The sequence below is a fragment of the Glycomyces artemisiae genome (genome assembly GCF_003002955.1).
GTDB lineage: Bacteria > Actinomycetota > Actinomycetes > Mycobacteriales > Micromonosporaceae > Glycomyces > Glycomyces artemisiae.
The window spans coordinates 307778-330815 of sequence record NZ_PVTJ01000007.1 but is presented as its reverse complement, the minus strand read 5'-3'; the positions used below and the strand labels follow the sequence as shown (position 1 = coordinate 330815).

At 70.5% G+C, this 23038-nt stretch carries 23 protein-coding genes; 11 read left to right on the top strand and 12 right to left on the bottom strand.

Annotated features, from left to right (window positions below):
* Window positions 1-18: 18 nt before the first annotated feature.
* On the bottom strand, window positions 19-429 hold the full coding sequence (locus B0I28_RS19120; RefSeq protein ID WP_106365432.1) for a hypothetical protein: 411 nt from the start codon (window positions 427-429) through the stop codon (window positions 19-21).
* Between the two features lie 177 nt (window positions 430-606).
* On the opposite strand from B0I28_RS19120, the gene pdxT reads away from it, so the two are divergent.
* Window positions 607-1221 (top strand): pyridoxal 5'-phosphate synthase glutaminase subunit PdxT, encoded by a 615-nt coding sequence (pdxT, locus tag B0I28_RS19115; protein ID WP_106365431.1) that lies wholly within the window; start codon window positions 607-609, stop codon window positions 1219-1221.
* A gap of 40 nt (window positions 1222-1261) precedes the next feature.
* The gene (locus tag B0I28_RS19110) at window positions 1262-2023 is read left to right on the top strand and encodes a YebC/PmpR family DNA-binding transcriptional regulator (protein WP_106365430.1); all 762 of its coding nucleotides are present in this window, start codon (window positions 1262-1264) and stop codon (window positions 2021-2023) included.
* 55 nt (window positions 2024-2078) lie between these two features.
* On the opposite strand, the gene B0I28_RS19105 is transcribed toward B0I28_RS19110, so the two are convergent.
* Window positions 2079-3329: a multidrug effflux MFS transporter gene (locus B0I28_RS19105; protein WP_219926855.1), complete on the bottom strand. Its 1251-nt coding sequence runs from the start codon at window positions 3327-3329 to the stop codon at window positions 2079-2081.
* 282 nt (window positions 3330-3611) lie between these two features.
* Between B0I28_RS19105 and ruvC the strand changes: the two genes are divergently transcribed.
* The 6 genes from ruvC to secF all read left to right on the top strand — a co-directional run bounded on the left by ruvC (window position 3612) and on the right by secF (window position 9590).
* On the top strand, window positions 3612-4157 hold the full coding sequence (gene ruvC, locus B0I28_RS19100) for a crossover junction endodeoxyribonuclease RuvC (RefSeq protein ID WP_106365428.1): 546 nt from the start codon (window positions 3612-3614) through the stop codon (window positions 4155-4157).
* Window positions 4154-4753: a Holliday junction branch migration protein RuvA gene (ruvA, locus tag B0I28_RS19095; RefSeq protein ID WP_106365427.1), complete on the top strand. Its 600-nt coding sequence runs from the start codon at window positions 4154-4156 to the stop codon at window positions 4751-4753. The genes ruvC and ruvA overlap by 4 nt, the downstream gene beginning before the upstream one ends.
* A gap of 3 nt (window positions 4754-4756) precedes the next feature.
* Window positions 4757-5827 (top strand): Holliday junction branch migration DNA helicase RuvB, encoded by a 1071-nt coding sequence (ruvB, locus tag B0I28_RS19090; RefSeq protein ID WP_106365426.1) that lies wholly within the window; start codon window positions 4757-4759, stop codon window positions 5825-5827.
* A gap of 67 nt (window positions 5828-5894) precedes the next feature.
* Window positions 5895-6368 carry a preprotein translocase subunit YajC gene (yajC, locus tag B0I28_RS19085; RefSeq protein ID WP_219926854.1) on the top strand — a complete coding sequence of 158 codons (474 nt, stop codon included), beginning with the start codon at window positions 5895-5897 and terminating at the stop codon, window positions 6366-6368.
* A 162-nt stretch (window positions 6369-6530) separates the two neighbouring features.
* Window positions 6531-8369, top strand: a complete 1839-nt coding sequence (gene secD / locus B0I28_RS19080; protein WP_146148170.1) for a protein translocase subunit SecD — start codon at window positions 6531-6533, stop codon at window positions 8367-8369.
* Window positions 8370-8375: 6 nt separating this feature from the next.
* Entirely contained in the window at window positions 8376-9590 is a 1215-nt protein-coding gene (secF, locus tag B0I28_RS19075) for a protein translocase subunit SecF (protein WP_106365424.1), read from the top strand.
* Window positions 9591-9671: 81 nt separating this feature from the next.
* On the opposite strand, the gene B0I28_RS19070 is transcribed toward secF, so the two are convergent.
* Window positions 9672-9863 (bottom strand): YtxH domain-containing protein, encoded by a 192-nt coding sequence (locus tag B0I28_RS19070; RefSeq protein ID WP_106365423.1) that lies wholly within the window; start codon window positions 9861-9863, stop codon window positions 9672-9674.
* A 167-nt stretch (window positions 9864-10030) separates the two neighbouring features.
* Between B0I28_RS19070 and B0I28_RS19065 the strand changes: the two genes are divergently transcribed.
* The gene (locus B0I28_RS19065) at window positions 10031-11218 is read left to right on the top strand and encodes an FAD-dependent monooxygenase (RefSeq protein ID WP_106365422.1); all 1188 of its coding nucleotides are present in this window, start codon (window positions 10031-10033) and stop codon (window positions 11216-11218) included.
* A 48-nt stretch (window positions 11219-11266) separates the two neighbouring features.
* Here the strand turns inward: B0I28_RS19065 and B0I28_RS19060 are convergent, their stop codons facing one another.
* The 4 genes from B0I28_RS19060 to B0I28_RS19045 all read right to left on the bottom strand — a co-directional run bounded on the left by B0I28_RS19060 (window position 11267) and on the right by B0I28_RS19045 (window position 15574).
* Window positions 11267-11743: a hypothetical protein gene (locus tag B0I28_RS19060; protein ID WP_106365421.1), complete on the bottom strand. Its 477-nt coding sequence runs from the start codon at window positions 11741-11743 to the stop codon at window positions 11267-11269.
* Window positions 11744-11797: 54 nt separating this feature from the next.
* A complete protein-coding gene (locus B0I28_RS19055; RefSeq protein WP_106365488.1) occupies window positions 11798-14083 on the bottom strand; it encodes a RelA/SpoT family protein in 2286 nt (761 codons plus the stop codon).
* Between the two features lie 226 nt (window positions 14084-14309).
* Window positions 14310-15206, bottom strand: a complete 897-nt coding sequence (locus tag B0I28_RS27985) for a peptidylprolyl isomerase (RefSeq protein ID WP_146148169.1) — start codon at window positions 15204-15206, stop codon at window positions 14310-14312.
* Between the two features lie 32 nt (window positions 15207-15238).
* A complete protein-coding gene (locus B0I28_RS19045; RefSeq protein ID WP_106365419.1) occupies window positions 15239-15574 on the bottom strand; it encodes a hypothetical protein in 336 nt (111 codons plus the stop codon).
* Window positions 15575-15697: 123 nt separating this feature from the next.
* Here B0I28_RS19045 and B0I28_RS19040 point away from each other — a divergent pair, with 123 nt between their 5' ends.
* Complete coding sequence (locus B0I28_RS19040) at window positions 15698-16366, top strand: MBL fold metallo-hydrolase (protein WP_106365418.1); 669 nt, start codon at window positions 15698-15700, stop codon at window positions 16364-16366.
* Window positions 16367-16416: 50 nt separating this feature from the next.
* Window positions 16417-17742 carry a histidine--tRNA ligase gene (gene hisS, locus B0I28_RS19035; protein ID WP_106365417.1) on the top strand — a complete coding sequence of 442 codons (1326 nt, stop codon included), beginning with the start codon at window positions 16417-16419 and terminating at the stop codon, window positions 17740-17742.
* Window positions 17743-17807: 65 nt separating this feature from the next.
* On the opposite strand, the gene B0I28_RS19030 is transcribed toward hisS, so the two are convergent.
* From B0I28_RS19030 to B0I28_RS26935, 5 genes are all read right to left on the bottom strand, one after another.
* Complete coding sequence (locus B0I28_RS19030) at window positions 17808-18677, bottom strand: hypothetical protein (protein ID WP_146148168.1); 870 nt, start codon at window positions 18675-18677, stop codon at window positions 17808-17810.
* Window positions 18678-18830: 153 nt separating this feature from the next.
* Window positions 18831-19673 carry an SDR family NAD(P)-dependent oxidoreductase gene (locus tag B0I28_RS19025; RefSeq protein WP_106365415.1) on the bottom strand — a complete coding sequence of 281 codons (843 nt, stop codon included), beginning with the start codon at window positions 19671-19673 and terminating at the stop codon, window positions 18831-18833.
* 93 nt (window positions 19674-19766) lie between these two features.
* Window positions 19767-20963, bottom strand: a complete 1197-nt coding sequence (locus tag B0I28_RS19020) for an NAD(P)/FAD-dependent oxidoreductase (RefSeq protein ID WP_106365414.1) — start codon at window positions 20961-20963, stop codon at window positions 19767-19769.
* A gap of 102 nt (window positions 20964-21065) precedes the next feature.
* Window positions 21066-22013 (bottom strand): RNA polymerase sigma-70 factor, encoded by a 948-nt coding sequence (locus B0I28_RS19015; protein WP_106365413.1) that lies wholly within the window; start codon window positions 22011-22013, stop codon window positions 21066-21068.
* Between the two features lie 79 nt (window positions 22014-22092).
* Window positions 22093-22929 (bottom strand): hypothetical protein, encoded by an 837-nt coding sequence (locus B0I28_RS26935; protein ID WP_146148167.1) that lies wholly within the window; start codon window positions 22927-22929, stop codon window positions 22093-22095.
* Between the last annotated feature and the right edge of the window lie 109 nt (window positions 22930-23038).

The window sequence follows — 23038 nt, the reverse complement described above, 5'->3', positions numbered from 1 at the left end:
CGGGGATCGGACGTCGCCCTAGTGGTTGAACCACCGGCGGGCGAAGCGCTCGGTAAGCGTTCCCAGAATCGTAATCGGCACGATGGCGAGACCGATGCACAGCGCCCAGTACAGTCCGCTGGTGAACAGCAGCCAGCCCAGCCCGACGAGCGCGGCGGCCTGCACGAGCAGGTTCAGGAGCCACAGGATCCGCCACTGGAAGCGCATGAGCAGCGTCGAGAGCAGCAGGAACACCGCGAGCGCGCCGAGGCCGACCGCGCCGCGGTAGACGTCGTGCTCGGCGGCGGGCGGCACGAACTCCTTCGCGGAGTGGTGCAGGAGCACGATGAGGCCGCCGGCGACGAGGGCGATGGCCGCCTCCAGCCACATCGTGTTCCGCGCGGCCCGCACCGAGCGGGGCATCGGGTTGCGCTTCGAGGTCTTCGCCATTGCTTTCTCCCGGGCATGAAGGGGTGCGTCACGTTCGATCGGTGACTTTAACGGATCGTCACCCAACACCCGAGTTCAGGCCGGTTTCGGTCACAGCCGCGATCTTCCAGCTAGGCGCCCCGCCGGACCGCCATTACGCTTGAACGGCCCGACGCCGCCTAGTTTTGGAGTTCTCTGATGACCGTGCCCCGGATCGGCGTGCTCGCCCTGCAAGGCGACGTGGTGGACCACATGCGCGCCCTGGAGGCCGCGGGGGCCGAGGCCGCGCCGGTGCGGCGCGCCGCCGAGCTCGACGCGGTCGACGGCCTGGTGATCCCCGGCGGGGAGTCCACCACGATGAGCAAGCTCCTCGACATCTTCGACCTGTTCGACCCGGTCAAGAAGCGCCTCGACGAGGGGATGCCCGCGTTCGGGTCGTGCGCGGGCATGATCATGCTCGCCGACGAGGTCCTTGACGGCCGCCCCGACCAGCGCTCCTTCGGGGTCATCCCGATGACCGTGCGCCGCAACGCGTTCGGGCGCCAAGTGGACTCCTTCGAGACCGAGATCGGCATCGACGGGATCGACGGCGGCCCGTTCAGGGCCGTGTTCATCCGCGCGCCGTGGGTCGAGCGGACGGGCGACGGGGTCGAGGTGCTGGCCCGGGTGGACAGCGGTGAGACAGGCCTCGATGCGTCGGGCGGTAGGATCGTCGCGGTACGTGCGGGCGCCTGCCTGGCCACCTCCTTCCACCCGGAGGTGACCCCCGACGCGCGGGTGCACCAGTACTTCGTGGACATGGTCCGAGGCTGAGAGCCGGACCGGACGAGCAAGAGGAACGAGGAACGCCGGGATGAGTGGTCACTCCAAGTGGGCGACGACCAAGCACAAGAAGGCCGCGATCGACGCCAAGCGGGGCAAGATCTTCGCGAAGCTGATCAAGAACATCGAGGTCGCGGCGCGTACCGGCGGTGCCGACCCCGCGGGCAACCCGACGCTCTTCGACGCGATCCAGAAGGCCAAGAAGAGCTCGGTCCCCAATGACAACATCGACCGCGCCGTCAAGCGCGGCGGCGGGCTCGACGGCGCCGGCGTCGACTACGAGACCCTCATGTACGAGGGGTACGCCCCGGGCGGCGTCGCGGTCCTCATCGAGTGCCTCACCGACAACCGCAACCGCGCCGCGGCCGAGGTCCGCGTGGCCCTGACCCGCAACGGCGGGTCCCTGGGCGAGGCCGGCTCGGTCGGCTACATGTTCTCCCGCCGCGGCGTCATCATGGTCCCCGCCGCGGACGGCCTCACCGAGGACGACCTGCTCATGGCGGTCCTCGACGCGGGCGCCGACGAGGTCAACGGCCTCGGCGAGGACGGCTTCGAGGTCCTCTGCGAGCCCACCGACCTGGTCGCGGTCCGCACCGCCCTCCAGGACGCCGGGATCGACTACGACTCGGCCGAGGCCGGGTTCCAGGCCTCCACGAACATCGAGCTCGACGTCGAGGGCGCGCGCAAGGTCATCCGCGTCGTCGATGCCCTGGAGGACTCCGACGAGGTCCAGAACGTTTGGACGAACGCCGATATCTCCGACGAGATCCTCGCGAAGCTCGACGAGGAGTAGACGGACACACGAAGGGGCCCGGAGCGCATCGCTCCGGGCCCCTTCCGCTTGCCTCCTAGACGATCCCGGGGACCGGGTCGCGGCGGTAGACGACGATCGTCCACGCCACCGCGGCGGCCGTCGCGACCGCGTACACGGCGATGCCGAACGTCATGCTCGCGAGGGTCACGCCGCCGACGGTGACCAGGGCCGGCAGGACGCCGCCCGCGGCCATCTGGGTCGCGCCCATGAACGCCGACGCGGTGCCCGCGATCTGCGGCGGCTGCGAGGACATCGCGGCCGCACCGGCGTTCGGGAAGACCACGCCGCAGCCGAACATCATGAGGACGATGCCTGTCGGGACCGTCCACAGGTTCGCGGCGCCCACGAGCTGCACCACCGTCAGGAACGCGACGCCCCCGAGCGAGATCGCCATGCCGGTGATCATGCGGCTGGAGGACTTCGTCCGGTCGATGGCGAGCATGTTCGCCTGGTTGCCCGCCAGGAGCGCGAGCGTGCCCACCGCGAACAGCAGCGAGTAGAACCCGGGGGAGGCCCCGAGCTCGTTCTGCGAGATGAAGCTGAACGTCGACACGTACGTGAACAGCATCGAGAAGTTCATGAGGACCGCGATCGTGGGCGCGATGAAGTGCGCGTCGCGCACCAGCGTCGCCACGGTGGACCCGAACTCGCGCACCGTCATCGACCGGCGCTCCTCGGCCGGAAGGCTCTCGGGCAGGTACTTCCACACCAGGAACGTCGACAGCGCCGACAGCGCCGCCATGAACAGGAAGATCGTGGGCCACGGGCCGAAGCGGATGAGCTGGGCGCCGACGATCGGGCCGAGCATCGGCGCGAGCATCGTGACGAACATCATCTTCGCCGTGAAACGGGTCATGTCGTCCCCGGCGAAGTGGTCGCGGATGACCGCGCGGGCCACCACGACACCGGCCGCGCCGGACAGGCCCTGCACGAAGCGCAGCGCGATGAGCAGGTCGGCGCTCGTGGCGACCGCGCACAGCAGCGACACGAGCGTGAACACCGACATGCCGATGAGCAGCGGCTTGCGGCGGCCGAACCGGTCCGAGAGCGGGCCGACGACGGCCTGGCCCACGCCCATGCCGATCATCATGGCGGTCAACGTGAGCTGGATGCGGCTCTCGGGGGTGCCGAGGGCCTCGGCCATCGCGGGGAAGGCCGGGAGGTACAGGTCGATGGCGATCGGCGCGGTCGCGGACAGGGCGCCGAGCACGAACACCATGGTGGCTATGAAGCGTCGGGAGTGGCCGTCGGCGGCGACGGGCGGCATGAAGGCGGCAGCAGACACAGTTGTTCCCAACCAGTGGTTCGCAGGTGCGGAGGAAGAGGCGGCCGGGCCCGCGGTCGCCTCGTTGCGCCGATGGGTGGCGGATGCGGTGCTACCGACCGACTACAACGAAATCACGTGACTTGCCGACCGGCAAGTGGTTTATGGGCAAGGCCACCAGTCCGATTCCCGACCATCCGGTGTCGCTCCAGGTCGCCTCGAACACCCTCCGCAGTGGCGGTTGCGCGCGGACGTCGGACCGGCCGGATAAGCTGACGCGAAGCCGAGCGACAGGAGGAACGCGTGCGCGTCATGGGGATCGACCCGGGCCTGACCCGCTGCGGCGTCGGGGTCGTCGAAGGGCGCCCCGGAGCGCCCGGCACCATGATCGCCGTCGGCGTCGTGCGCACCGATCCCGAAGCGGGCCTTGCCGACCGCCTCCTCGCCCTCGACGACGGCCTGCGCGCCCTCCTCGACGAGCACCGGCCCGAGGCGGTCGCCGTCGAACGGGTCTTCAGCCAGCACAACGTCGCCAGCGTCATCGGCACCGCCCAGGCCTCCGGCATCGCGCTCCTCGCCGCCGCCCGCCTCGGCCTGCCCACCGCCACGTACACGCCCTCCGAAGTGAAGAACGCCGTGTGCGGCAACGGCACCGCCGACAAGCGCCAGGTCACCACCATGGTCACCCGCATCCTCCGCCTCAAGCAGGCCCCGAAGCCCGCCGACGCGGCCGACGCGCTCGCCATCGCCGTCTGCCACTTGTGGAGGGGCGGCGTCAAGTCCCGCATCGCCGAGGCCGCCGCCTCGCAGGCCGCGGCCGTCGCCGCAGCGAAGGAGCGCACCCGATGATCGCCCAGCTCACCGGCACCATCGCCGCCGTCGGCGAAGCCTACGCCGTCGTCGACGTGGGCGGCGTCGGCTACGCCGTCCACGCCGGGGCCCACACCCTCGCCAACCTCAAGGTCGGCTCCGAAGCCGTCCTCGCGATCTCCACGATCGTCCGCGAGGACTCGATCACCCTGCACGGCTTCAACACCGCGGAAGAACGCGACCTGTTCGAACTCCTCCAGGGCGCCCAGAAGATCGGCCCGCGCATCGCCCGCGACGCCATCGAGGCCCTCCGGCCCGACGTCATCCGCCACGCCATCGCCACCGGCGACACCGCCACGCTCTCCCGCATCCCCGGCGTCGGCAAGAAGAGCGCCGAGCGCATCGTCCTCGACCTCGCCGACAAGATCGGCCCCGTCGACCTCCACGGCGTGCCCAAGCAGACCGGCGGCCGCCCCGGCGGCTGGCGCACCCAGGTCAGCCAGGGCCTCCAGGCCCTCGGCTGGTCCGCGAAGGAAGCGGAGACCGCCGTCGAGAAGCTCGACGCCGAAGGCGCCGACGGCCAGGACGTCCCCACCCTCCTCAAGCAGGCCATCCGACTCCTCGGGAAGCGGTAACCCATGGCAGACGAGATCGACGACATCGAGTACTCCGCCGAAGAATGGGACCGGGCCCTCACCGCCGCCGAGGCCACCGAGCTCGAACGCAAGGCCGAAGCGGGCATCCGCCCCGGCAAGCTCGACGAGATCATCGGCCAGGGCCGCGTCCGGGAGCAGATCGGCCTCATCCTCGAAGGCGCCCGCCACCGCGGCACCCCGCCCGACCACATCCTCCTGTCGGGCCCGCCCGGCCTCGGCAAGACCACTCTCTCCATGATCATCGCAGCCGAGCTCGGCGTGAGCCTGCGCCAGACCTCCGGGCCCGCCCTCGAACGCTCCGGCGACCTCGCCGCGATCCTCACCAGCCTCGAACCCCGCGAAGTCCTCTTCATCGACGAGATCCACCGCATGGCCCGCCCCGCCGAGGAGCTCCTCTACACCGCCATGGAGGACTACCGCGTCGACGTCGTCGTCGGCAAGGGCCCCGGCGCCACCGCCATCCCCCTCGAACTCGAACCGTTCACGCTCGTCGGCGCCACCACCCGCGCCGGGCTCCTCACCGGGCCCCTCCGCGACCGCTTCGGCTTCCTCGGCCAGCTGGAGTTCTACGCCGAGGACGAGCTCGAAGCGATCGTCAACCGCTCCGCCGCCATCCTCGACGTCGGCATCACCCCCGAAGGCGCCGCCCAGATCGCCGGGCGCTCCCGCGGCACCCCCCGCATCGCCAACCGCCTCCTGCGCCGCGTCCGCGACTTCGCGCAGGTCCGCGCCGCCGGCACCATCACCGAGCAGGTCGCCGTCGACGCACTCCACCTCTACGACGTCGACACCCTCGGCCTCGACCGCCTCGACCGCGCCGTCCTCCGCGCCCTCGTCCAGACCTTCAACGGCGGCCCCGTCGGCCCCAAGACCCTCGCCGTCGCCGTGGGGGAGCAGCCCGACACCGTCGAGGAGGTCTGCGAGCCCTTCCTCGTGCGCGCCGGACTCGTCGCCCGCACCCCCCGCGGCCGCGTCGCCACCGACGCCGCCTGGCAGCACCTCGGCCTCCGGCCCCCGAGCGCCGACGGGCTGTTCCGCAGCGGCGACGCGTAGGGTGGGCCGTGGAGACGGGGCGACACCACGTATTGGATAGACTCCGCGCACGCCACCCTCCCAGACCGTGACCACCACGACGAAAGGCACCACCGTGCTCGCAACCGACGTCCTCGCTCAGGAAAGCGCCGGCGGCTCCAACATCATGTTCCTCATCATGATCGTCGGCTTCATCGCGCTCATGTACTTCGTGATGATCCGCCCGCAGCGCAAGCGCCAGCGCGAGCAGCAGGACATGCAGTCCAACGTCCAGCCCGGTGCCCGCGTCATGACCATCGGCGGCCTCTACGGCACCGTCGTCGACTCCGACGACGAGACCATCACCATCGAGGCCAGCGACGACACCTTCCTCGTCTTCGCCCGCCAGGCCATCGCCAAGGTCGTCACCCCCGCCGAGGCCGACGCCGAGCCCGAGGCCGCCGAGACCGTCTCCGACGAAGAGGCCACCCTCTCCGACGAGGACCTGGAGAAGCTCGCGAACGGCGACGAGAAGACCGACGGCGACAAGCACTCCGGGAACCCCGACCGCAAGGAGTACTAGGCCGTGCATGCCCTTTGAGGCACCCGTCCTAGAATGAGCCCCGCCGAAGGTGCGTGTGCGAGCCCACTCCCTCCGGCCCGCGAGCGCGGGCCGGCGCCCGCCACCGTCTGCGCGGTCGCTTCGCGCCCGCCCCTGTCCGAGTTCTGAGGAAGAGACCGACCATTGGCTTCAGTAACGGGCGCTGACCGCCCACGGAAGAAGATCCAGCGCAAGCGCCTGGCAGTCGCCCCGTACTTCGTGGCCCTGCTCCTCGTGCTCGCGGTCCTGTGGGTGTCCGCGCTGGCGGGTTCCGGGTGGAAGTTCCCCACTCCGAAGCTCGGGCTCGACCTCCAGGGCGGGCTCTCCATGACGCTCACGGCGTACCAGCAGGGCAGCGATGAGCCGCCCTCGGCCGAGACGATGGAGCAGGCCCGCCAGATCATCGAGAGCCGCGTCAACTCGACCGGCGTCTCCGAGCCCGAGGTGTTCGTCGAGGGCAACGAGAACATCGTCGTGAACGTCGCGGGCGACGACATCGACGAGCAGGCGCTCCGCGACGTCGGCGCGCCCGCGGAGCTGCGGTTCCGGATCGTCACGAACTCGACGATGGACACCTCCGCGCTGGAGGACGCCCTCGCCGAGGAGACCCCGACCGAGGAGCCCACCGACGGCGCGTCCGAGGAGCCCACGGCCGAGTCCAGCGAGACGCCGACCGCGGACGCCTCCGAGACGCCCACCGAGGAGGCCGCGAGCGAGGACACGTCCGGTTCGGGCCAGGCGCCCACCAGCGACGACGCCGACATCACGCTCGACGACGTGTGGGCGAAGGTCGGCGCCGACGCCGCCGCGACCGCGCAGGCCCTCACCGCGGCCCCCGCCGACGAGGCGACCATGGCGCTCCTGGAGCCGTTCGGCGAGCTCACCGCCGAAGAGGTCTCGCTGCTTCCCGCGAACGTGCAGTTCTTCGTCCCGCAGGTCACCTGCTCGCAGCTGGACTCCCGCCCGCCGGGCGCCGTGCAGCAGGCGGACGTCGAGGTCGTGGCGTGCTCGGCCCCCGAGCCGTACTCGCCCGACGACCCGTCGCTGAAGGTCTCCTACAAGTACCTGCTCCAGCCCGCGACCGTGCTCGGCTCGGACGTCACCTCCGCCGACGTCGGCAACGACCAGGCCAACCCGAACCGCTTCGTCGTGAACGTCGCGTTCTCCTCCGCGGGTGCCGAGAAGTGGGGCACGCTCACCACCGAGAACGTCGGCTCCCAGGTCGCGATCGTCCTCGACAACGAGGTCGTGTCGGCCCCGGAGATCCAGGAGGCGTCGAGCAACTCCACGCAGATCTCGGGCGACTTCACCGCCGACGAGGCGAACCAGCTCGCCGACCAGCTCAACTTCGGCTCGCTGCCGACGACGTTCGTCGTCGAGACCGTCAACGAGGTCACCGCGACGCTCGGCGTGGACCAGCTCGAAGCGGGCATGTACGCCATGCTCCTCGGCCTGATCCTGGTGTTCCTGTACTCGATGGTCTACTACCGGCTCATGGGCTTCGTGGTCCTCGGCTCGCTCATCGTCGCCTCCGCGGTCCTGTACCCGGCGATCGCGCTCCTGGGCTCCCAGGTAGGACTGACGCTGACCCTCGCGGGCGTGGCGGGCTTCGTGGTCTCGATCGGCATCACCGCGGACTCGTTCATCGTGTACTTCGAGAGGATCAAGGAGGAGATGGCCGGGGGCCGCTCGGCCCGCTCGGCGATCCCGCGCGCGTGGGTCCGCGCCCGCCGCACGATCCTGTCGGCGAACGCCATCTCGATGATCTCCGCGGTCGTCCTGTACATCCTGGCGATCGGCCCGGTCCGCGCGTTCGCGTTCTCGCTCGGCATCTCCACGATCGTCGACGTCATGATCGTCTTCCTCTTCACCCACCCGATCGCCGAATGGCTCTCGCGCGGGAGGGTCCTCAACAGCCAGGCCCTCTCCGGCCTGCACACCAAGACCGCCCCGGCCACCGGCGACGCGGCCGCGAAAGGCTAAGGACCGATGAGCACCAAGCAGACCGAGAAGCGGCCGAGCGTCCTCAGCCAGCTCTACCGCGGCGAGACGAACTTCCAGTTCATCGCCAACCGCCGGAAGTTCTACCTCGCCTCCGGGATCGTCATCGCCGCCCTCGTGGTCGTCATGATCTTCAAGGGCTTCGTCCTCGGCATCGACTTCGCGGGCGGCGTCCAGTACGCCGTGCCCGCCGCGAGCACCTCCGCGTCCCTCGAAGACGTCGAGAACGCCGCGGAGGCCGCGGGCGCCGAGGTCGGCACCGGCCAGGTCGCCGGGACCGGCGACGGCCGGTCGTACATCATCCGCGTCGGCGAGCTCGAAGGCGACCAGTCCACGCAGGTCCGCGACGCGATGGCCGCCGAGGCGGGCATCGGGGCCGACTCGATCTCCGTCTCCGAGGTCTCCGCGACCTGGGGCGCGGCCGTGTCCAAGCAGGCGCTCATCGCGCTCATCGTGTTCCTGGTGCTGGTCTCGGCCTTCATCTGGATCAGGTACGAGCGGCGCATGGCCATCGCCTCGCTGGGCGCGCTCGCGCACGACATCATCATCACCGTCGGCATCTACTCGCTCGTCGGCTTCGAGATCACGCCCTCCACGATCGTCGGCCTCCTGACGATCCTCGGGTACTCGATCTACGACACCGTCGTCGTCTTCGACAAGGTCCAGGAGAACACCGCGCAGCTGCTCAAGTCGCGCAACCAGACCTTCGCCGAGGCGGTCAACGACGCGGTCAACCAGACGCTCATGCGCTCGATCAACACCTCCGTGATCGGCGTGCTGCCCGTGGCGGCACTGCTGTTCGTCGGCGTGGGCGCGCTCGGCGTCGGCACGCTGAAGGACCTGGCGCTCGTGCTGTTCGTCGGCATGGTCGTCGGCGCGTACTCCTCGATCTTCCTGGCCGCCCCGTGGGTGGTGGACCTGGCCGAGCGCAGCGCCGCCGTCCAGCGCCACAACAAGAAGGTCTCCACGGCCCGCGGCCGCGGCGAGGACGACGCCGAGAAGGCCGAGAAGCCCGCCCGCAAGCCCGCCGCCGCGGACGACGACGAGGACGACGACCGCCTGGAGACCGCCAAGATCGACGACCTCCCGCTGGAGCTGCTGGAGGAGCCCGTCAAGTCCGGCTCCAGCACCGTCAGGTCCGGCCCGAACCGGTCCGCGCAGTCGCGGCCGAGCAGCAACAACAAGAAGCGCAAGCGGCGCTAGCAGGCAGTACGAAAGCGGCGGGCGGACCACCAGGTCCGCCCGCCGCTTTGCAGCTGGCTGGCTCGCTACGGGAGCCTCAGGTCACTCGGGGCCTTTGTCGCCCTTGAACTTCGAGATCAGGCCCTGGGCCTTCTCCTTGACCTGGTCGGTGACGTCGTCCAGTTTGTCGCCCACCGGCGACTCCTTGGCCTTGTTGTACAGATCTTCGGCCTTGTCCTTGGCGTCGTCGGCCATGTCGCCGGCCTTGTCCTTCATCTCGTTGAACTTGTCCACGAGAACCCCTCCCTACGTGAGTCGATCTCACTATAAGAGCGGATCCGGGACCCCGCGGCGATTCGCCGGACAATCGCTTGCACGACCGCGTCGTACAACCGTGGTCGAATCCCGAACGCTACCCCAGGATGACGCCGCGCGCGCCGATTGCGCCCTACGCTCCCGCTATGACGAACGAACAGCACCGCAGGGCCACGACCGCGCTGGTCATCGGCGGCGGCGTCGGCGGCCCCGTCGCCGCCCTCGCCCTGCGCAAGGCCGGGATCGACGCCCAGGTCTTCGAGGCCTACCGGCCCGGCACCGGCTCCAAGGGCGGGCCCCTCGGCCTCGCCTCGAACGGCCTGAACGCCCTCAGCGTCGTGGGCGCCGACGCCGACCTGGCCGCCGCGGGCATGCCCACGCCGCGCATGGTCATCTCCTCGGGCACCGGCAAGGTCCTCGGCACCATCGACACCGACCCGTCCCTGCCCGGGCGCGTCACGCTCCCGCGAGGCCGCATCTCGGAGCTCCTCCAGGCCCGCGCCGAAGCCGACGGCGTCCCGATCACCTACGGCAAGCGCTTCGAGGGCGCCGTGGACACCGGCCGCAGCGTCATCGCCCGCTTCGACGACCGCACCACCGCCGAAGCCGACATCCTGATCGGCGCCGACGGCATCCGCTCGGCCGTCCGCGGCGTCATCGACCCGTCCGTCAAACCCCGCTACACCGGCCTGGTGGGCCTCGGCGGCTACATCGACGGCCCCGCGGGCATCGAGCCCACCGGCGGCGACTTCCGCATGATCTTCGGCCGCCGCGCCTTCTTCGGGTACCTCTCCGACGGCGCGCAGACCGGCTGGTTCGCGAACATGCCCTACCGCCGCCTGGAGGACGCCGACCTGCGGAACACCACCTTCGACCAGTGGATGTCCCGCATGAGGGCCGCCTTCGCCGACGACGCCGGACCGGCCATGACCATCCTCGACCACGTGACGCCCGACGGGTTCATCCCGCCGTCGCCGCTCGAAGACCTCCCGCACGTCCCAGTCTGGTCCAAGGGCCGCATCGTCCTCCTCGGCGACGCCGCCCACGCCACCTCGCCGTCCTCCGGCCAGGGCGCCAGCCTCGCCGCCGAGTCCGCCGTCGAACTCGCCAAGTGCCTCCGCGACCTCCCCGTCGACCAGGCCTTCCAGGCGTACGAGTCCCGCCGCCGCGCCCGCGTCGAACGCGTCATCGCCGAAGCCGCCCGCACCAACCAGTCCAAGGCCGCCGGACCCGTCGCCGCCCGCTTCCGCGACGCCTTCATGCCCTTCTTCATGTCCCGCTTCACCACCCCGGAGAAGACCGCCTGGCAGTACGCCCACACGATCGAGTGGTGACACGCCGAAGGCCCGCACCTGAGCAGGGTGCGGGCCTTCGGCGTCGGTCTAGGCGGTCAGGGCCTGGTGGAGGTCGTCGAGGAACATGCGCTCGCCCTCGTTGATCGCCACCTTCTTGGAGAAGAGGCCGCCCTGGCGGGTCTTGACGGCGCTCGCGACTTCGGTGGCGAGGTGGAGGAGCCAGGCGGTGTAGGCAGCGGCGTCGTCGGGGGTCGCCTTGCGGCGCAGGAGATCGGCGACGTCGGCGGCGAGCTTGAGGGCCTCGGACATGGCGACGTCGTCGACCGGGAGCTCGTCCTCCGAGGACTCGGGGTCGCGTTCGCGCAGGGCCTGCGCCACGGACTTCACGAAGGCGTTCTCATGCTTGCGGGCCTCTTTGAAGACCTTCGCGCCCGCGGTGACCTCCTTGAGGAACACGAGGGCGTTCTTGGACCCGTCGGAGACCACGGTCCCCTTGAGGACGACTCCGGGGGTGTTCAGGATCAGGGCGCGCTCGTCGTCGTCGAACTGGGACAGTTCCGTCATGGCCTTGCTTTCTGGTGGGCGGGTTGGCGACCGGCCCACCATATATCGCGAGGACTAAGTGCGTTCGGCCCCGGTGAGGCGGTAGGCGTCGTAGACGCCGTCGACCTTGCGGATGACCTTGATGATGTGGTCGAGGTGCTCGGGGTTCGCCATCTCGAACGTGAAGCGCGACAGGGCGACCCGGTCCCGGGTCGTGGTCACCGTCGCGGAGAGGATCGAGACCCGCTCGCCCGAGAGGACCTGTGTGACGTCGGCGAGGAGGCGGTGCCGGTCGAGGGCCTCGACCTGCACCGTGGCGACGAACGTCGCCTGGTCGTCCTCGTGGGACCAGTGGACTTCGAGGACCCGGTCCGGCTGGAGCTCGATGCGCTCCTCGGCGTTCTCGCAGTCCCTGCGGTGCACCGAGATCACGTGGTAGCGGGTCGCGAAGCCGATGATCGAGTCGCCCGGGATCGGGTTGCAGCAGTGGGCGAGGCGCACCGGCATCTCGCCCTCCTCCATCCCCGCGACGGTGACGGCGGCGTGGATGTCGCCGTGCGCCTCGGGCACGATCCGCGCGGGCTGGGTCGGGGCCGTGGCCTCGGCCATGTCCTCCGCGGCGCCCTCGGCCCCGCCCTGGACCTCCAGGAGCTTCTGGACCACGGCCGACGCCGAGATGTGGTGCTCGCCGAGCGCCGCGTACAGCGCCTCGACGTCCTTGAGGTTGAGGTCCTTCGCGAGGGACGTCAGGTTGTCGTGCGAGAGCATCCGCTGGAGCGGCAGGCGCCGCTTGCGCATCGCCCGCGTCAGCTCGTCCTTGCCCAGCTCGATGGCCTCTTCGCGGCGCTCGCGCTTGAAGTGCTGCTTGATCTTCGTGCGGGCGCGCGGGCTCTTGACGAACGCGAGCCAGTCCTCGCTGGGCGTGGCGTTCTCGGAGTTCGAGGTGAACACCTCGACCACGTCGCCGTTCGACAGCGTCGACTCCAGCGGCACGATCTTGCCGTTGACCTGCGCGCCGATGCAGCGGTTGCCGACCTCGGTGTGCACCGCGTACGCGAAGTCCACGGGCGTCGAGCCCGCGGGCAGGGCGATGACGTCGCCCTTCGGCGTGAACACGTACGCCTCGGAGGAGGCCAGGTCGAAGCGGAGCGCGTCGAGGAACTCCGACGGGTCGGCGGCCTCGCGCTGCCAGTCGAGGAGCTGGCGCAGCCACGCCATGTCGTCGATGTGCGCGGGCGGCCCGGCGACGGTGGAGTTCTTGGTCTCCTTGTACTTCCAGTGCGCGGCGATGCCGTACTCGGCGGTGCGGTGCATCGCCCACGTGCGGATCTGCATCTCGACGGGCTTGCCGTTCGGGCCGATCACCGTGGTGTGCAGCGACTGGTACATGTTGAACTTCGGCATCGCGATGTAGTCCTTGAAGCGCCCCGGCACCGGCTGCCAGTTCGCGTGGATCACCCCGAGCGCCGCGTAGCAGTCCCGCTCGTCCTCGACGAGGATGCGCAGGCCCACCAGGTCGTAGATGTCGTTGAAGTCGCGGCCGCGCACGATCATCTTCTGGTAGATCGAGTACAGGTGCTTCGGCCGCCCGGAGACCTCCGCCTTGATGCGCGAGCCCTTCAGGTGGTCCTTGACCTGGGCCACGACCTGCTGGAGGAGCATCTCCCGCTGCGGGGAGTGCTCGGAGACCAGGCGCGCGATCTCGGCGTAGCGCTTCTTGTAGAGCGTGGCGAACGACAGGTCCTCCAGCTCCCACTTGATCGTGTTCATGCCGAGCCGGTGGGCCAGGGGAGCGAGGATCTCCAGCGTCTCCCGGGCCTTCTGCTCCTGCTTCTCGGGCGGCAGGAACGTCAGGGTGCGCATGTTGTGGAGCCGGTCGGCGAGCTTGATGACCAGGACCCGCGGGTCCTTCGCCATGGCGACGACCATCTTGCGGATCGTCTCGGCCTTCGCGGCGTCGCCGAGCTTCACCTTGTCGAGCTTCGTGACGCCGTCGACCAGGAGCGCGACCTCCCCGCCGAACTCGTCGCCGAGCTCGTCGAGCGTGTAGTCGGTGTCCTCGACGGTGTCGTGCAGCAGCGCCGCGACCAGCGTGTTCGTGTCCATGCCGAGTTCGGCGAGGATCGACGCGACCGCGAGCGGGTGCGTGATGTACGGGTCGCCGGACTTGCGGAACTGCCCGTTGTGCAGCTGCTCGGCGCGCGTGTACGCCTGCTGGAGGAGCCGCACGTCGGCGCGGGGGTGCGCGGCCCGGTGGGCCGCCACGAGCGGCTCAAGGACCTCCGGGAGGGTCGAGGACTGCCACGGCGCGTTGAAGCGCGCCAGCCGGGCCCGCATGCGGCGCCCCGTGGGCGGGCCCATCGGGCCGCCCGAGGTGGGCGCGGCGTCGGCGGGATTGCCGGACGCGGCTCGCTCGGTCACCACGCACGCCTCCTCGGTCTCGCACGGCACTTCCGCTTCTCAAAGCCTCAACAAGGCTCCGATACGCATTAATCCTAGCCGCGGGGCGCCGCCGGGGCCGCCTGCGCTGCCCCGACCGCGCCCGCGACTGAGTCACATCGAGAACGCCGTCGCGTCCAGAGCGCCGCTACATGACGCCCGCGGCCGCGACCTGCTCGACGATGTCCAGGCCCGAGGTGATCTGGCCGAGGATCGTGTAGTCCGCGCCCAGCGTGGTGTCCTCGTACACGATGAAGAACTGGCTGCCGGTGGTCCCGGCGCCCGCGTTCGCCATCGCGATGGTCCCGGCCGGGTAGTTCGCCTCGGCCTCGACGGGCGTGTTCTCCTCGCCGTACTGGTAGCCGGGGGAACCGGCGCCGGCGTTCTCGGGCGTGCCGGCCTCGATCGCGGCGCGCGCGTCGGGGTCACCGCACTGGAGGACGTAGATGCCGTCGGTGGTCAGGCGGTGGCACTGCTGGTCGTCGAAGTAGCCGTCCTTCGCGAGGAACGTGAAGGACCCGGCGGTGCACGGGGCCTCGGCGGTCTCGATGTCGGCGGTGATGACGCCGAGGTTGGTCACGATGGTCATCTCCTGCGACCCGGCGGCGGGCTGGGTCGCGAGCGGAACCGGGCTGGTCCCGTCCATCGAGGTGTACATGCACGGCGCGGTCGAGGAGGCGTCCGGCGCCGACATCTGGAGGCATTCGAGGTAGACGTCCTGCACGGGGCGGCCGTCGGTGAGGCCCTCGGTCGCGGTGCCCGTGGCGCCCTCGCCGCTGGGCTCGACGTCGCCGCAGCGGTCGGCCGCCGCCTCGGCGTCCTTCACCAGCTGCTGCACGTCCGGGTCGCTGGACCCGCCGCCGTCGCCGTCGGGGCCGAGCCACGCGAACGCGCCCCAAGCCAGGAGCACGAGGGCCGCGAGGCCCGCCACGCCGCCGACGCTCCACGCGACGGTGCGCCTGCGGCGCTCCTCCTCGGCCTTGACGGCCATGCGCTGCTGCAACTGCTGCCGGGCCGCCAGTCGCTGAGCCTGTTTCGACGCCACCGTCGGTTCTCCTTCGCGCGGGTTGGGGGTGCTTACTCGGTCTCGGTGTCGGTCGGGGTCTCGGAGGACTCCGCCGTCGGGTCGGCGGTCGGGTCGGCCGTCGCCGTCTCGGTGCCGTCGGTGGGCGCGTCTGTCGCCAGCGGATCCGTCGTGACCTCGGCCGTGGGCTCCTCCGTCGCGGGCTCCTCGCCCTTGAAGAACCCGTCCTGCCAGAGGTAGACCAGCGTCAGGACCGCGGCGACGGCGAGGAGTCCGCCCAGCGCCTGGAGCTGGCGCCGCCTGCGCAGCTTGCCCGCGAGGCGCGCGTTCTTCTTCGCGTTCGCGATGCGCTGCTTGCGCTGCTCCATGTGCTTGGACTTCGCGGGCACCTGGACTCCTCATGACGTTCGCTTGTGTTGGGGGTTACGAGTTCCGCAGTCTAACCGGGTCAAGTCAGACGCGTCACCGCAGGATGCCCCGTGTATTCTGAGCCCGCGAAGGGAGGGGGAGCGGTGCTCATCGAGACGCTGGTGGCCGATGCGTTCGGGACGAACTGCTACGTGCTGTCCTCCGGTCCCGGCGCCGAGTGCGTGGTCGTGGACCCGGGCATCGGCATCGCCCCGCGCCTGGAGGCCCTGCTCGGCGAGCGCGGCCTCAAGCCCGTCGCCGTGGTCCTCACGCACGGGCACTTGGACCATACGTTCTCCGTGACGCCCGTGTGCGGCGCGAACGACGTCCCCGCGTACATCCACGCCGACGACGCGCACCTGCTCGCCGACCCCACGCAGGGCTTCGGACCGAACATGATGTCGCTCGTGGGCACCGGCCTGGACTGGACCGAGCCCGACGACGTGCAGGTCCTCGCCGACGGCGGCGCCGTCGAGATCGCGGGGATGCGCTTCACCGTGGACCACGCGCCAGGCCACACCGCCGGGTCGGCGATGTTCCACACCAGCGGCGACGAGGCCGCGTACACGCTCACCGGCGACGTGCTGTTCCGCGGCGCGATCGGCCGCACCGACCTGCCCGGCGGGTCCGACGCGGCCATGCAGGAGACGCTGCGCACGAAGGTCCTCCCGCTCGACGACGGCACCGTCGTCCTCCCCGGGCACGGCCCGGCCACCACGATCGCGGCCGAGCGCGCCCGCAACCCGTACCTGAAGCGCCTGACCGCCCATTAGGGACGGTCCCGCTTCCCATCCGATCGATCGATTCGCGCGAGGAGACACCCATGTCACGACCCCAGCCGCTCTCGGGCTTCCCCGAACTGCTGCCCCGGCAGCGGATCGTCGAGCAGCAGGTCGTGGACCATCTCCGCCGCGCCTTCGAGCTGCACGGCTTCGCGAACCTCCAGACCCGCGCCGTCGAGCCCATGGACCAGCTGCTGCGCAAGGGCGAGACCTCGAAGGAGGTGTACGTGCTGCGGCGGCTCCAATCGGACGAGCGCGACACGAGCGATGCCGAGCTGGGCCTGCACTTCGACCTGACGGTGCCGTTCGCGAGGTACGTCCTGGAGCACGCCGGGAAGCTGAACTTCCCGTTCCGCCGCTACCAGATCCAGCCGGTGTGGCGCGGCGAGCGCCCCCAGGGCGGGCGCTACCGCGAGTTCTGGCAGGCCGACATCGACATCGTCGACCAGGGGGAGCTGCCCGCGCACTACGAGGTCGAGGTGGCGCTCGTCGTCGCCGACGCGCTGCGGGGCCTGCCGCTGCCGAAGGTCACGATGCACGTGAACAACCGCAAGCTCTCGCAGGGCTTCTACCAGGGCCTGGGCATCCGCGACACCGACGAGGCGCTGCGGATCATCGACAAGCTCGACAAGATCGGGCCCGACGCGACCGCGAAGCTCCTCATCGACGGCGTGGACGCGACCCCCGAGCAGGCCGAGGCGTGCCTGAAGCTGGCGGCGATCAGCGGCGAGGACGCCTCCTTCGCGGACGAGGTCCGCGCCCTCGGCGTGTCCGACTCGCTCCTGGAGGAGGGCCTGGCGGAGCTGACCGCGGTCGTCGAGGCGGCGGCGTCGGCCGCCCCCGGGTTCGTCGTCGCGGACATGAAGATCGCCCGCGGCCTCGACTACTACACGGGCACGGTCTACGAGGTGTTCATCGAAGGCGAGGAGCACCTCGGCTCGATCTGCTCGGGCGGCCGCTACGACAAGCTCGCCTCCGACGGCAAGAACACGTATCCCGGTGTGGGCCTGTCGATCGGCGTCTCGCGCCTCCTGGTGCCGCTGCTCCAGGCCGGGAGGCTCGACGCGACCCGCGAGGTCCCGACCTGCGTCCTCGTCGCCCTCAACCACGAGGACGACCGCCCGGCCGCGAACGCGACCGCCCAGCGCCTGCGCGCCCGCGGCATCCCCGTCCAGGTCTCGCCGTCGGCCGCGAAGTTCGGCAAGCAGATCAAGTTCGCCGACAAGCGCGGCATCCCCTTCGTGCTGTTCACGAACGACGAGGGCGACCAGATCAAGGACATCCGCTCCGGCGACCAGGCCACGGTCGACCTCGACACTTGGAACCCCCCGGCGGAGGACCTCCACCCGCGGATCACGGCCGAATAAGCACACGAAAGCGGGCGCCCCGAGGGGCGCCCGCTTTCGTACTTCTCGAGGCTGTCGAACTCGGATCAGCCGATGATGTCGGCGACGCTAGGCGCCAGAACCGCACGTTTCACCCAAGCGCGGAGCTGAGCTATGTCGGTGCAGTCCTCGATCCTGCGGCGCTGGCTTTCGGAGATCGGAAGTTCGCGCGTCTCGATGACGCCCAGCAGCGCCTTCGCGATTCCCCGGGCTTCCCCGCGCGCTTCCCCGCGTGCTTCGCGGTCCGTGAGGAGTTTGCTCTGGTACGGGTACGTCTCTTGCTTCATCAGGGCCTCCAGGATCGTGCGGGGCTTCTCAGAGAGCTGCCCCAGCATGTATTCAGCGTAGCGTGCCGCCCGTTCCGGGGGCAGCCACGAAAGTTCTTTGTTCGTGGTTTTGAAGAGCTGCGGGATGTCCTCCGAATGCTCATGGATGAGCGTGCCGAGCACCATGTGGTCGGCGAGTGTGCCGTCACCGCTGGGCTCGGTGTACTTCGGATAGTTGCGCGGTCCGAGAACGAGCGGCCGGAAGGTGAATCCCGGATGTCCGGTCTCGATGGCCTCGGCCGCCCAGTCCGCGGTCGCGGCTTTCGGGCAGATCACGATGAGCACCACTGGTGCATTGATGCGGTGCCGGATGTTGACCTGGTATGCGGGCCAGGAGAACGACTTTCTCCTGTCGCGCTCTCGTTGGACCTCGATGATGATGCCGAGCTGGTTCTCTTTGCCGTTTTGGCATAGGACCACGTTGTCGGCGTTGAGGTCCCGGATTTCGGGGTCGTTCGCCGATTCCGAGTACGGGTTGACCTGGTCGTGGTCTGGGATCTGCACACCGAACAGTCGGTCCGCGAGCTCGACCGCGAGTCGCGGTCGTTCCCGGCAGAGCTTCAGTGGTGTGTCGTGTACGTGAGTCGTCACGGAATGAAAGCTACGAGCCCCGTGCGACGTCCTGACCAGGCGTAACACGACCGCAATTCTCGTTAGCGATGACAATCACTTTCGCTTGTGCCACAACATCCCCTAAAACAGGCAAAGCGGGCGCCCCGGGGCGCCCGCCTCTTTCTGTTTCCCTTAAGCGCTCAGCTCGCCCTGGGCCTCCAGTGAGAGGTCCTTCCAGTCCTCCCAGTTCTGGAGCCGCGCCGCATACGCCTGCTTGAGCATCGGGTGGAAGCCGAGGCCCCACAGGACGCGCAGCGGCGGCTGTTCGAGGTCGACGAGCTTGAGCATCGCCCGCGCCGAGGCGGCCGGGTCGCCCGCGGGCTGGCCCTTGACCGCCTGGGCGAGCTTCTCGCGCAGCGGCACGTACGCGGGGTGCGCGGCGGCCATGTGGCCGTTGTCGAGCGGGTCGGGGTTCTTGCCCTGCCTGGTGGCGAAGCCGCCGGGTTCGACGATCGTCACCTTGATCCCGAACGCGGCGACCTCGCCCGCGAGGGCCTCGTTCAGCCCTTCGAGAGCCCACTTCGACGCGTGGTACGCGCCGCCGAGCGGCATCGCGATGAGGCCCGCGGCCGACGACAGCTGCACGATGTGGCCCGACCCCTGCGCGCGGAGCTGGGGGAGCACGGCCTGGATCACCCAGACGGCGCCGTAGAAGTTGGTCTCCATCTCGTCGCGAAGCTCCGCCCCGGACAGCTCCTCGACGGCGCCGACCTGCGCGTACCCGGCGTTGTTGACCACGACGTCGATCCGGCCGAAGTGCCCGACGGCCGCTTCGACGGCCGCGGCGACGGCGGCCTTGTCGGTGACGTCCATGGCGAGCGGCAGGATCGCGTCGCCGTACTTCTCGGCCAGCTCGCCGAAGGACTCGGTGCTCCGCGCGGTGGCGGCGACCTTGTCGCCGCGACCCAGGGCCGCTTCGGTGAACTCCCGGCCGAGGCCGCGGGACGAACCGGTGATGAACCAGACCTTGCTCATGGCAGTGTTCCTTTGCATTGTGTGCGTTAGTGATGCGAGAAAGCGGGGGAGTGGGCCGGGCGGCGCGGGCCGCCCGGCCCGGGGGAGGGGGGGTCAGGCCAGGGCCTTGACGGCGGTGCCGGTACGCTCGGCGGCCCGCGCGGTGCGGCGGCGCCGGACCGGCATGCCGTAGGTCGGGTTGGCGACGCCCCAGGCGGCGCCCTTGCAGATGAGCTCCTTGTACCGGGCGGCGAACCGACCGCGCAGCGACACCGATCGCGCCTGGTCGTCGGCGGTCACGTACTGGATCAGCCCCTCGGTGCGGCCCAGGCTGATGCACTGGTTGAAGTACCCCAGCGGGACCTTCCCGGCCTTCGCGCCGGTGAGGCGGGCGGTGATCGCGTCGGCCGCGACCTGGGCCATCGGGATGCCCGAGGCGCACGACATGCGCAGGGGCACACCGGCGTCGCCGATCGCGTAGCCCGCGTCGCCCACGGCGAACACATCGGGGTGCGAGACCGAGGCCATGTCGCGGTCGACCACGATCTGGCCCCGGTCGGTGGTCTCGATCGCGGTGGCGGCCGCGATCGGGTGGACGGCGAAGCCGGCGGTCCACACCGTCGCCGCGCTGGCGATCTCGGTGCCGTCTGCGGTGACGACCGCGTCGGCGCGGACCTCGGCGACGTCGGCGTGCTCGTGGACCTCGATGCCGAGCTTCGCGAAGACCTTCCGCATGTGGGCCTGGGCCTTCGGCGAGACCCAGTCGCCGAGGCCGCCGCGGGCGACGAGCGCGACCTTGAGGTCGGGCCGGGCCTCGGCGAACTCGGTGGCCGCTTCGACCCCGGTGAGGCCGCCGCCGACGACGGTCACCGTCTGGCCGGCGTCGAGGCGGGCCAGGTGCTCCCGCAGCTTCAAGGCGCCGGGGCGGCTGGCGATCTGGTGGGCGTGCTCGGCGGCGCCGGGGACGCCGTGGTCGGTCCAGCCGCTGCCGAGGGCGTACACGAGGGTGTCGTAGGCGAGGGTCTCGGCGCCGTCGGCGCCGGTGACCGCGACGGTCTTCGCGTCGGCGTCGACGGCGGTGACCTTCGCGAGCTTGAGTTCGACGCCGGTGCCCGCGAACATCTCGGCGAAGGGCCGGGGCTTGAGGTCCTGTCCGGCGGCGACCTGGTGCATCCGGACGCGCTCGACGAAGTCGGCCTCGGCGTTGACGAGGGTGATCTGCACGTCCCCGGGGTGCAGCCGCCGCGCGAGGCGGCCGGCGGCGAATGCGCCGGTGTAGCCGGCGCCGAGGACGATGATGCGGTGCTGCATGGGCTTGCTCCTGTCTGCTTCGTGTTCGCGACCTGAACCGGGCAGGCCAGCGAAAGCTGACAGGAATAAGCAGTGAAGCACGTCACATGGCGTCAGGAGGCGTCAGAACGCCTGCTCCACCAGGGGTTCCCCGTGGTCGAGCGTGGCCCACAGGGCTGTCGCGCGTTCGAGCTTGTCGGGGTTGACCTGGGTGCGGCACGCGGCGACGCCGCCCTCCGCGATCTCGACCGCCATGATGCCGACGACCTGGCCGCCGACGACCGCGACGAGTCCCGGCTCGCCGTTGACGGGCCACGCGTACAGGTCGGCGGCGCCGCCGATCATGTCGCGCTTGGCCGCGGCGGGCCGGAACATGCCCCACAGGAACTTCGCGACCGCGGTCGCGCCTTCGAACGCCTTCGCGCGGGCCGGGACCTTCCCGCCGCCGTCGCCGATCGCGATCGAGTCGTCGGTGAGCAGCTCCAGCAGCGGCGCCACCGAGCCGCCGGTGGCCGCCGCGAGGAACTCCTCGACGATCCTGCGGGCGGCGGCCTGGTCGATCTCGACGCGGGCGCGCCCGTCGGCGACGTGCTTCTTGGCGCGGTGGAAGATCTGCTGGCTGCCCGCCTCGGTGATGTCGAGGATCTCGGCGATCTCCTTGTGCGGGTAATCGAACGCCTCGCGAAGCACGTAGACGGCGCGCTCGTTGGGGGACAGGCGCTCCATGAGCGTCAGGACCGCGTACGACACCGACTCGCGCTGCTCGGCGGTGTCGGCCGGGCCGAGCATCGGGTCGCCGCCGAGGACGGGCTCGGGCAGCCATTCGCCGACGTAGGTCTCGCGCCGCGCCCGCGCCGAGGTGAGCTGGTTCAGGCACAGGTTCGTGAGGACCTTCGTCAGCCACGCCTCGGGGACCTCGATCCGCTCCACGTCGGCGCTCTGCCAGCGCAGGAACGCCTCCTGGACGGCGTCCTCGGCCTCCGCGGCGGAGCCGAGCATGCGGTAGGCGATGGCCGCCAGGCGCGGCCTGGCGGCCTCGAAGCGGTCGACGTCGTCCAGGGTCAGGGTCATGGCCCGATCCTAGCGCCGCCCGCGCAGGTCGGCTCCTTCGTTGGGGCCGTAGGCCACTCGGCTGCGGTGCTCGGCGCTGCTACTCGACCTCGCGGACGCAGTAGAGCGCGGTGATCGAGTCGATGTCGGGGTCCCAGTCGCGGCTCGCGGCGATCGCGGTGTCGGTGTAGTAGTACTGGGTCCACTCGTAGCCCTCGCACGCGTCGGCGGCGGCCACGGCGTGGGTCGGGTCGCTCGGGTCGGCGTCGGCGGGGTTCTGCACGATGTGCACGACGTACCAGTAGGCGGTCTCGGCCTCGCAGTCGACGACGTAGAAGCCGGTGGTGACGTTCTCGATGCATTCGCCTTCGGCGGGCACCCGGTACTCGGACTCGCCCGCGCTGGTCTCGGTCTCGGTGGGCTCCTCGGAGCTCTCCTCGACGCCCGCGCCGGTGGTCTCCTCCTCGGCCGCCTGGCTGGTGGACTCGTCGGCGACGGGGTCGCCTTCGTCGCCGCCGAGGCTCAGGGCCAGGACGGTGCCGCCGACGGCGACGGCGAGGACCACGGCGACGAGGGTGACGATGAGCTTGGTGTTGCCGCCGGTCCGCGGCGGCGGGGGCGCGGCCTGGCCGGGGACGAACGCGCCGCCGGGCGGGCCGGGCGGCGGGGGCGGCTGGAACCCGGCGGGCTGGCCGGGCGCGTAGCCGGGGGCGCCGGGGGAGTACGGCTGGCCGGGCGGGGCGCTGCCGGGCTGCACGTTGAGCGGCGGGCTGCCGTAGCCGGTGCCGGGGCCGTACACGTCGGGGCGAGAGTACGGGTCGGCGTCGGTCGTGTAGTGCTGCGGCGCGGAGGGCTGGCCGAACTGGGGCGCGGACGGCTGGCCGAAGCCCGGCTGCTGCTGCGAGGGGTCGTAGGGGTTCGGGGGCGGGTAGGTCATGGCGGCTCTCCGTCGGGTGGCCGTGCTCGGGGCGGTTCCCCTCCATCATAGGCGGGTCGGGCGAACGGGCCCTGCTGGTGAGAGGGCGAGGGCCGCCCCCGCAGTGCGG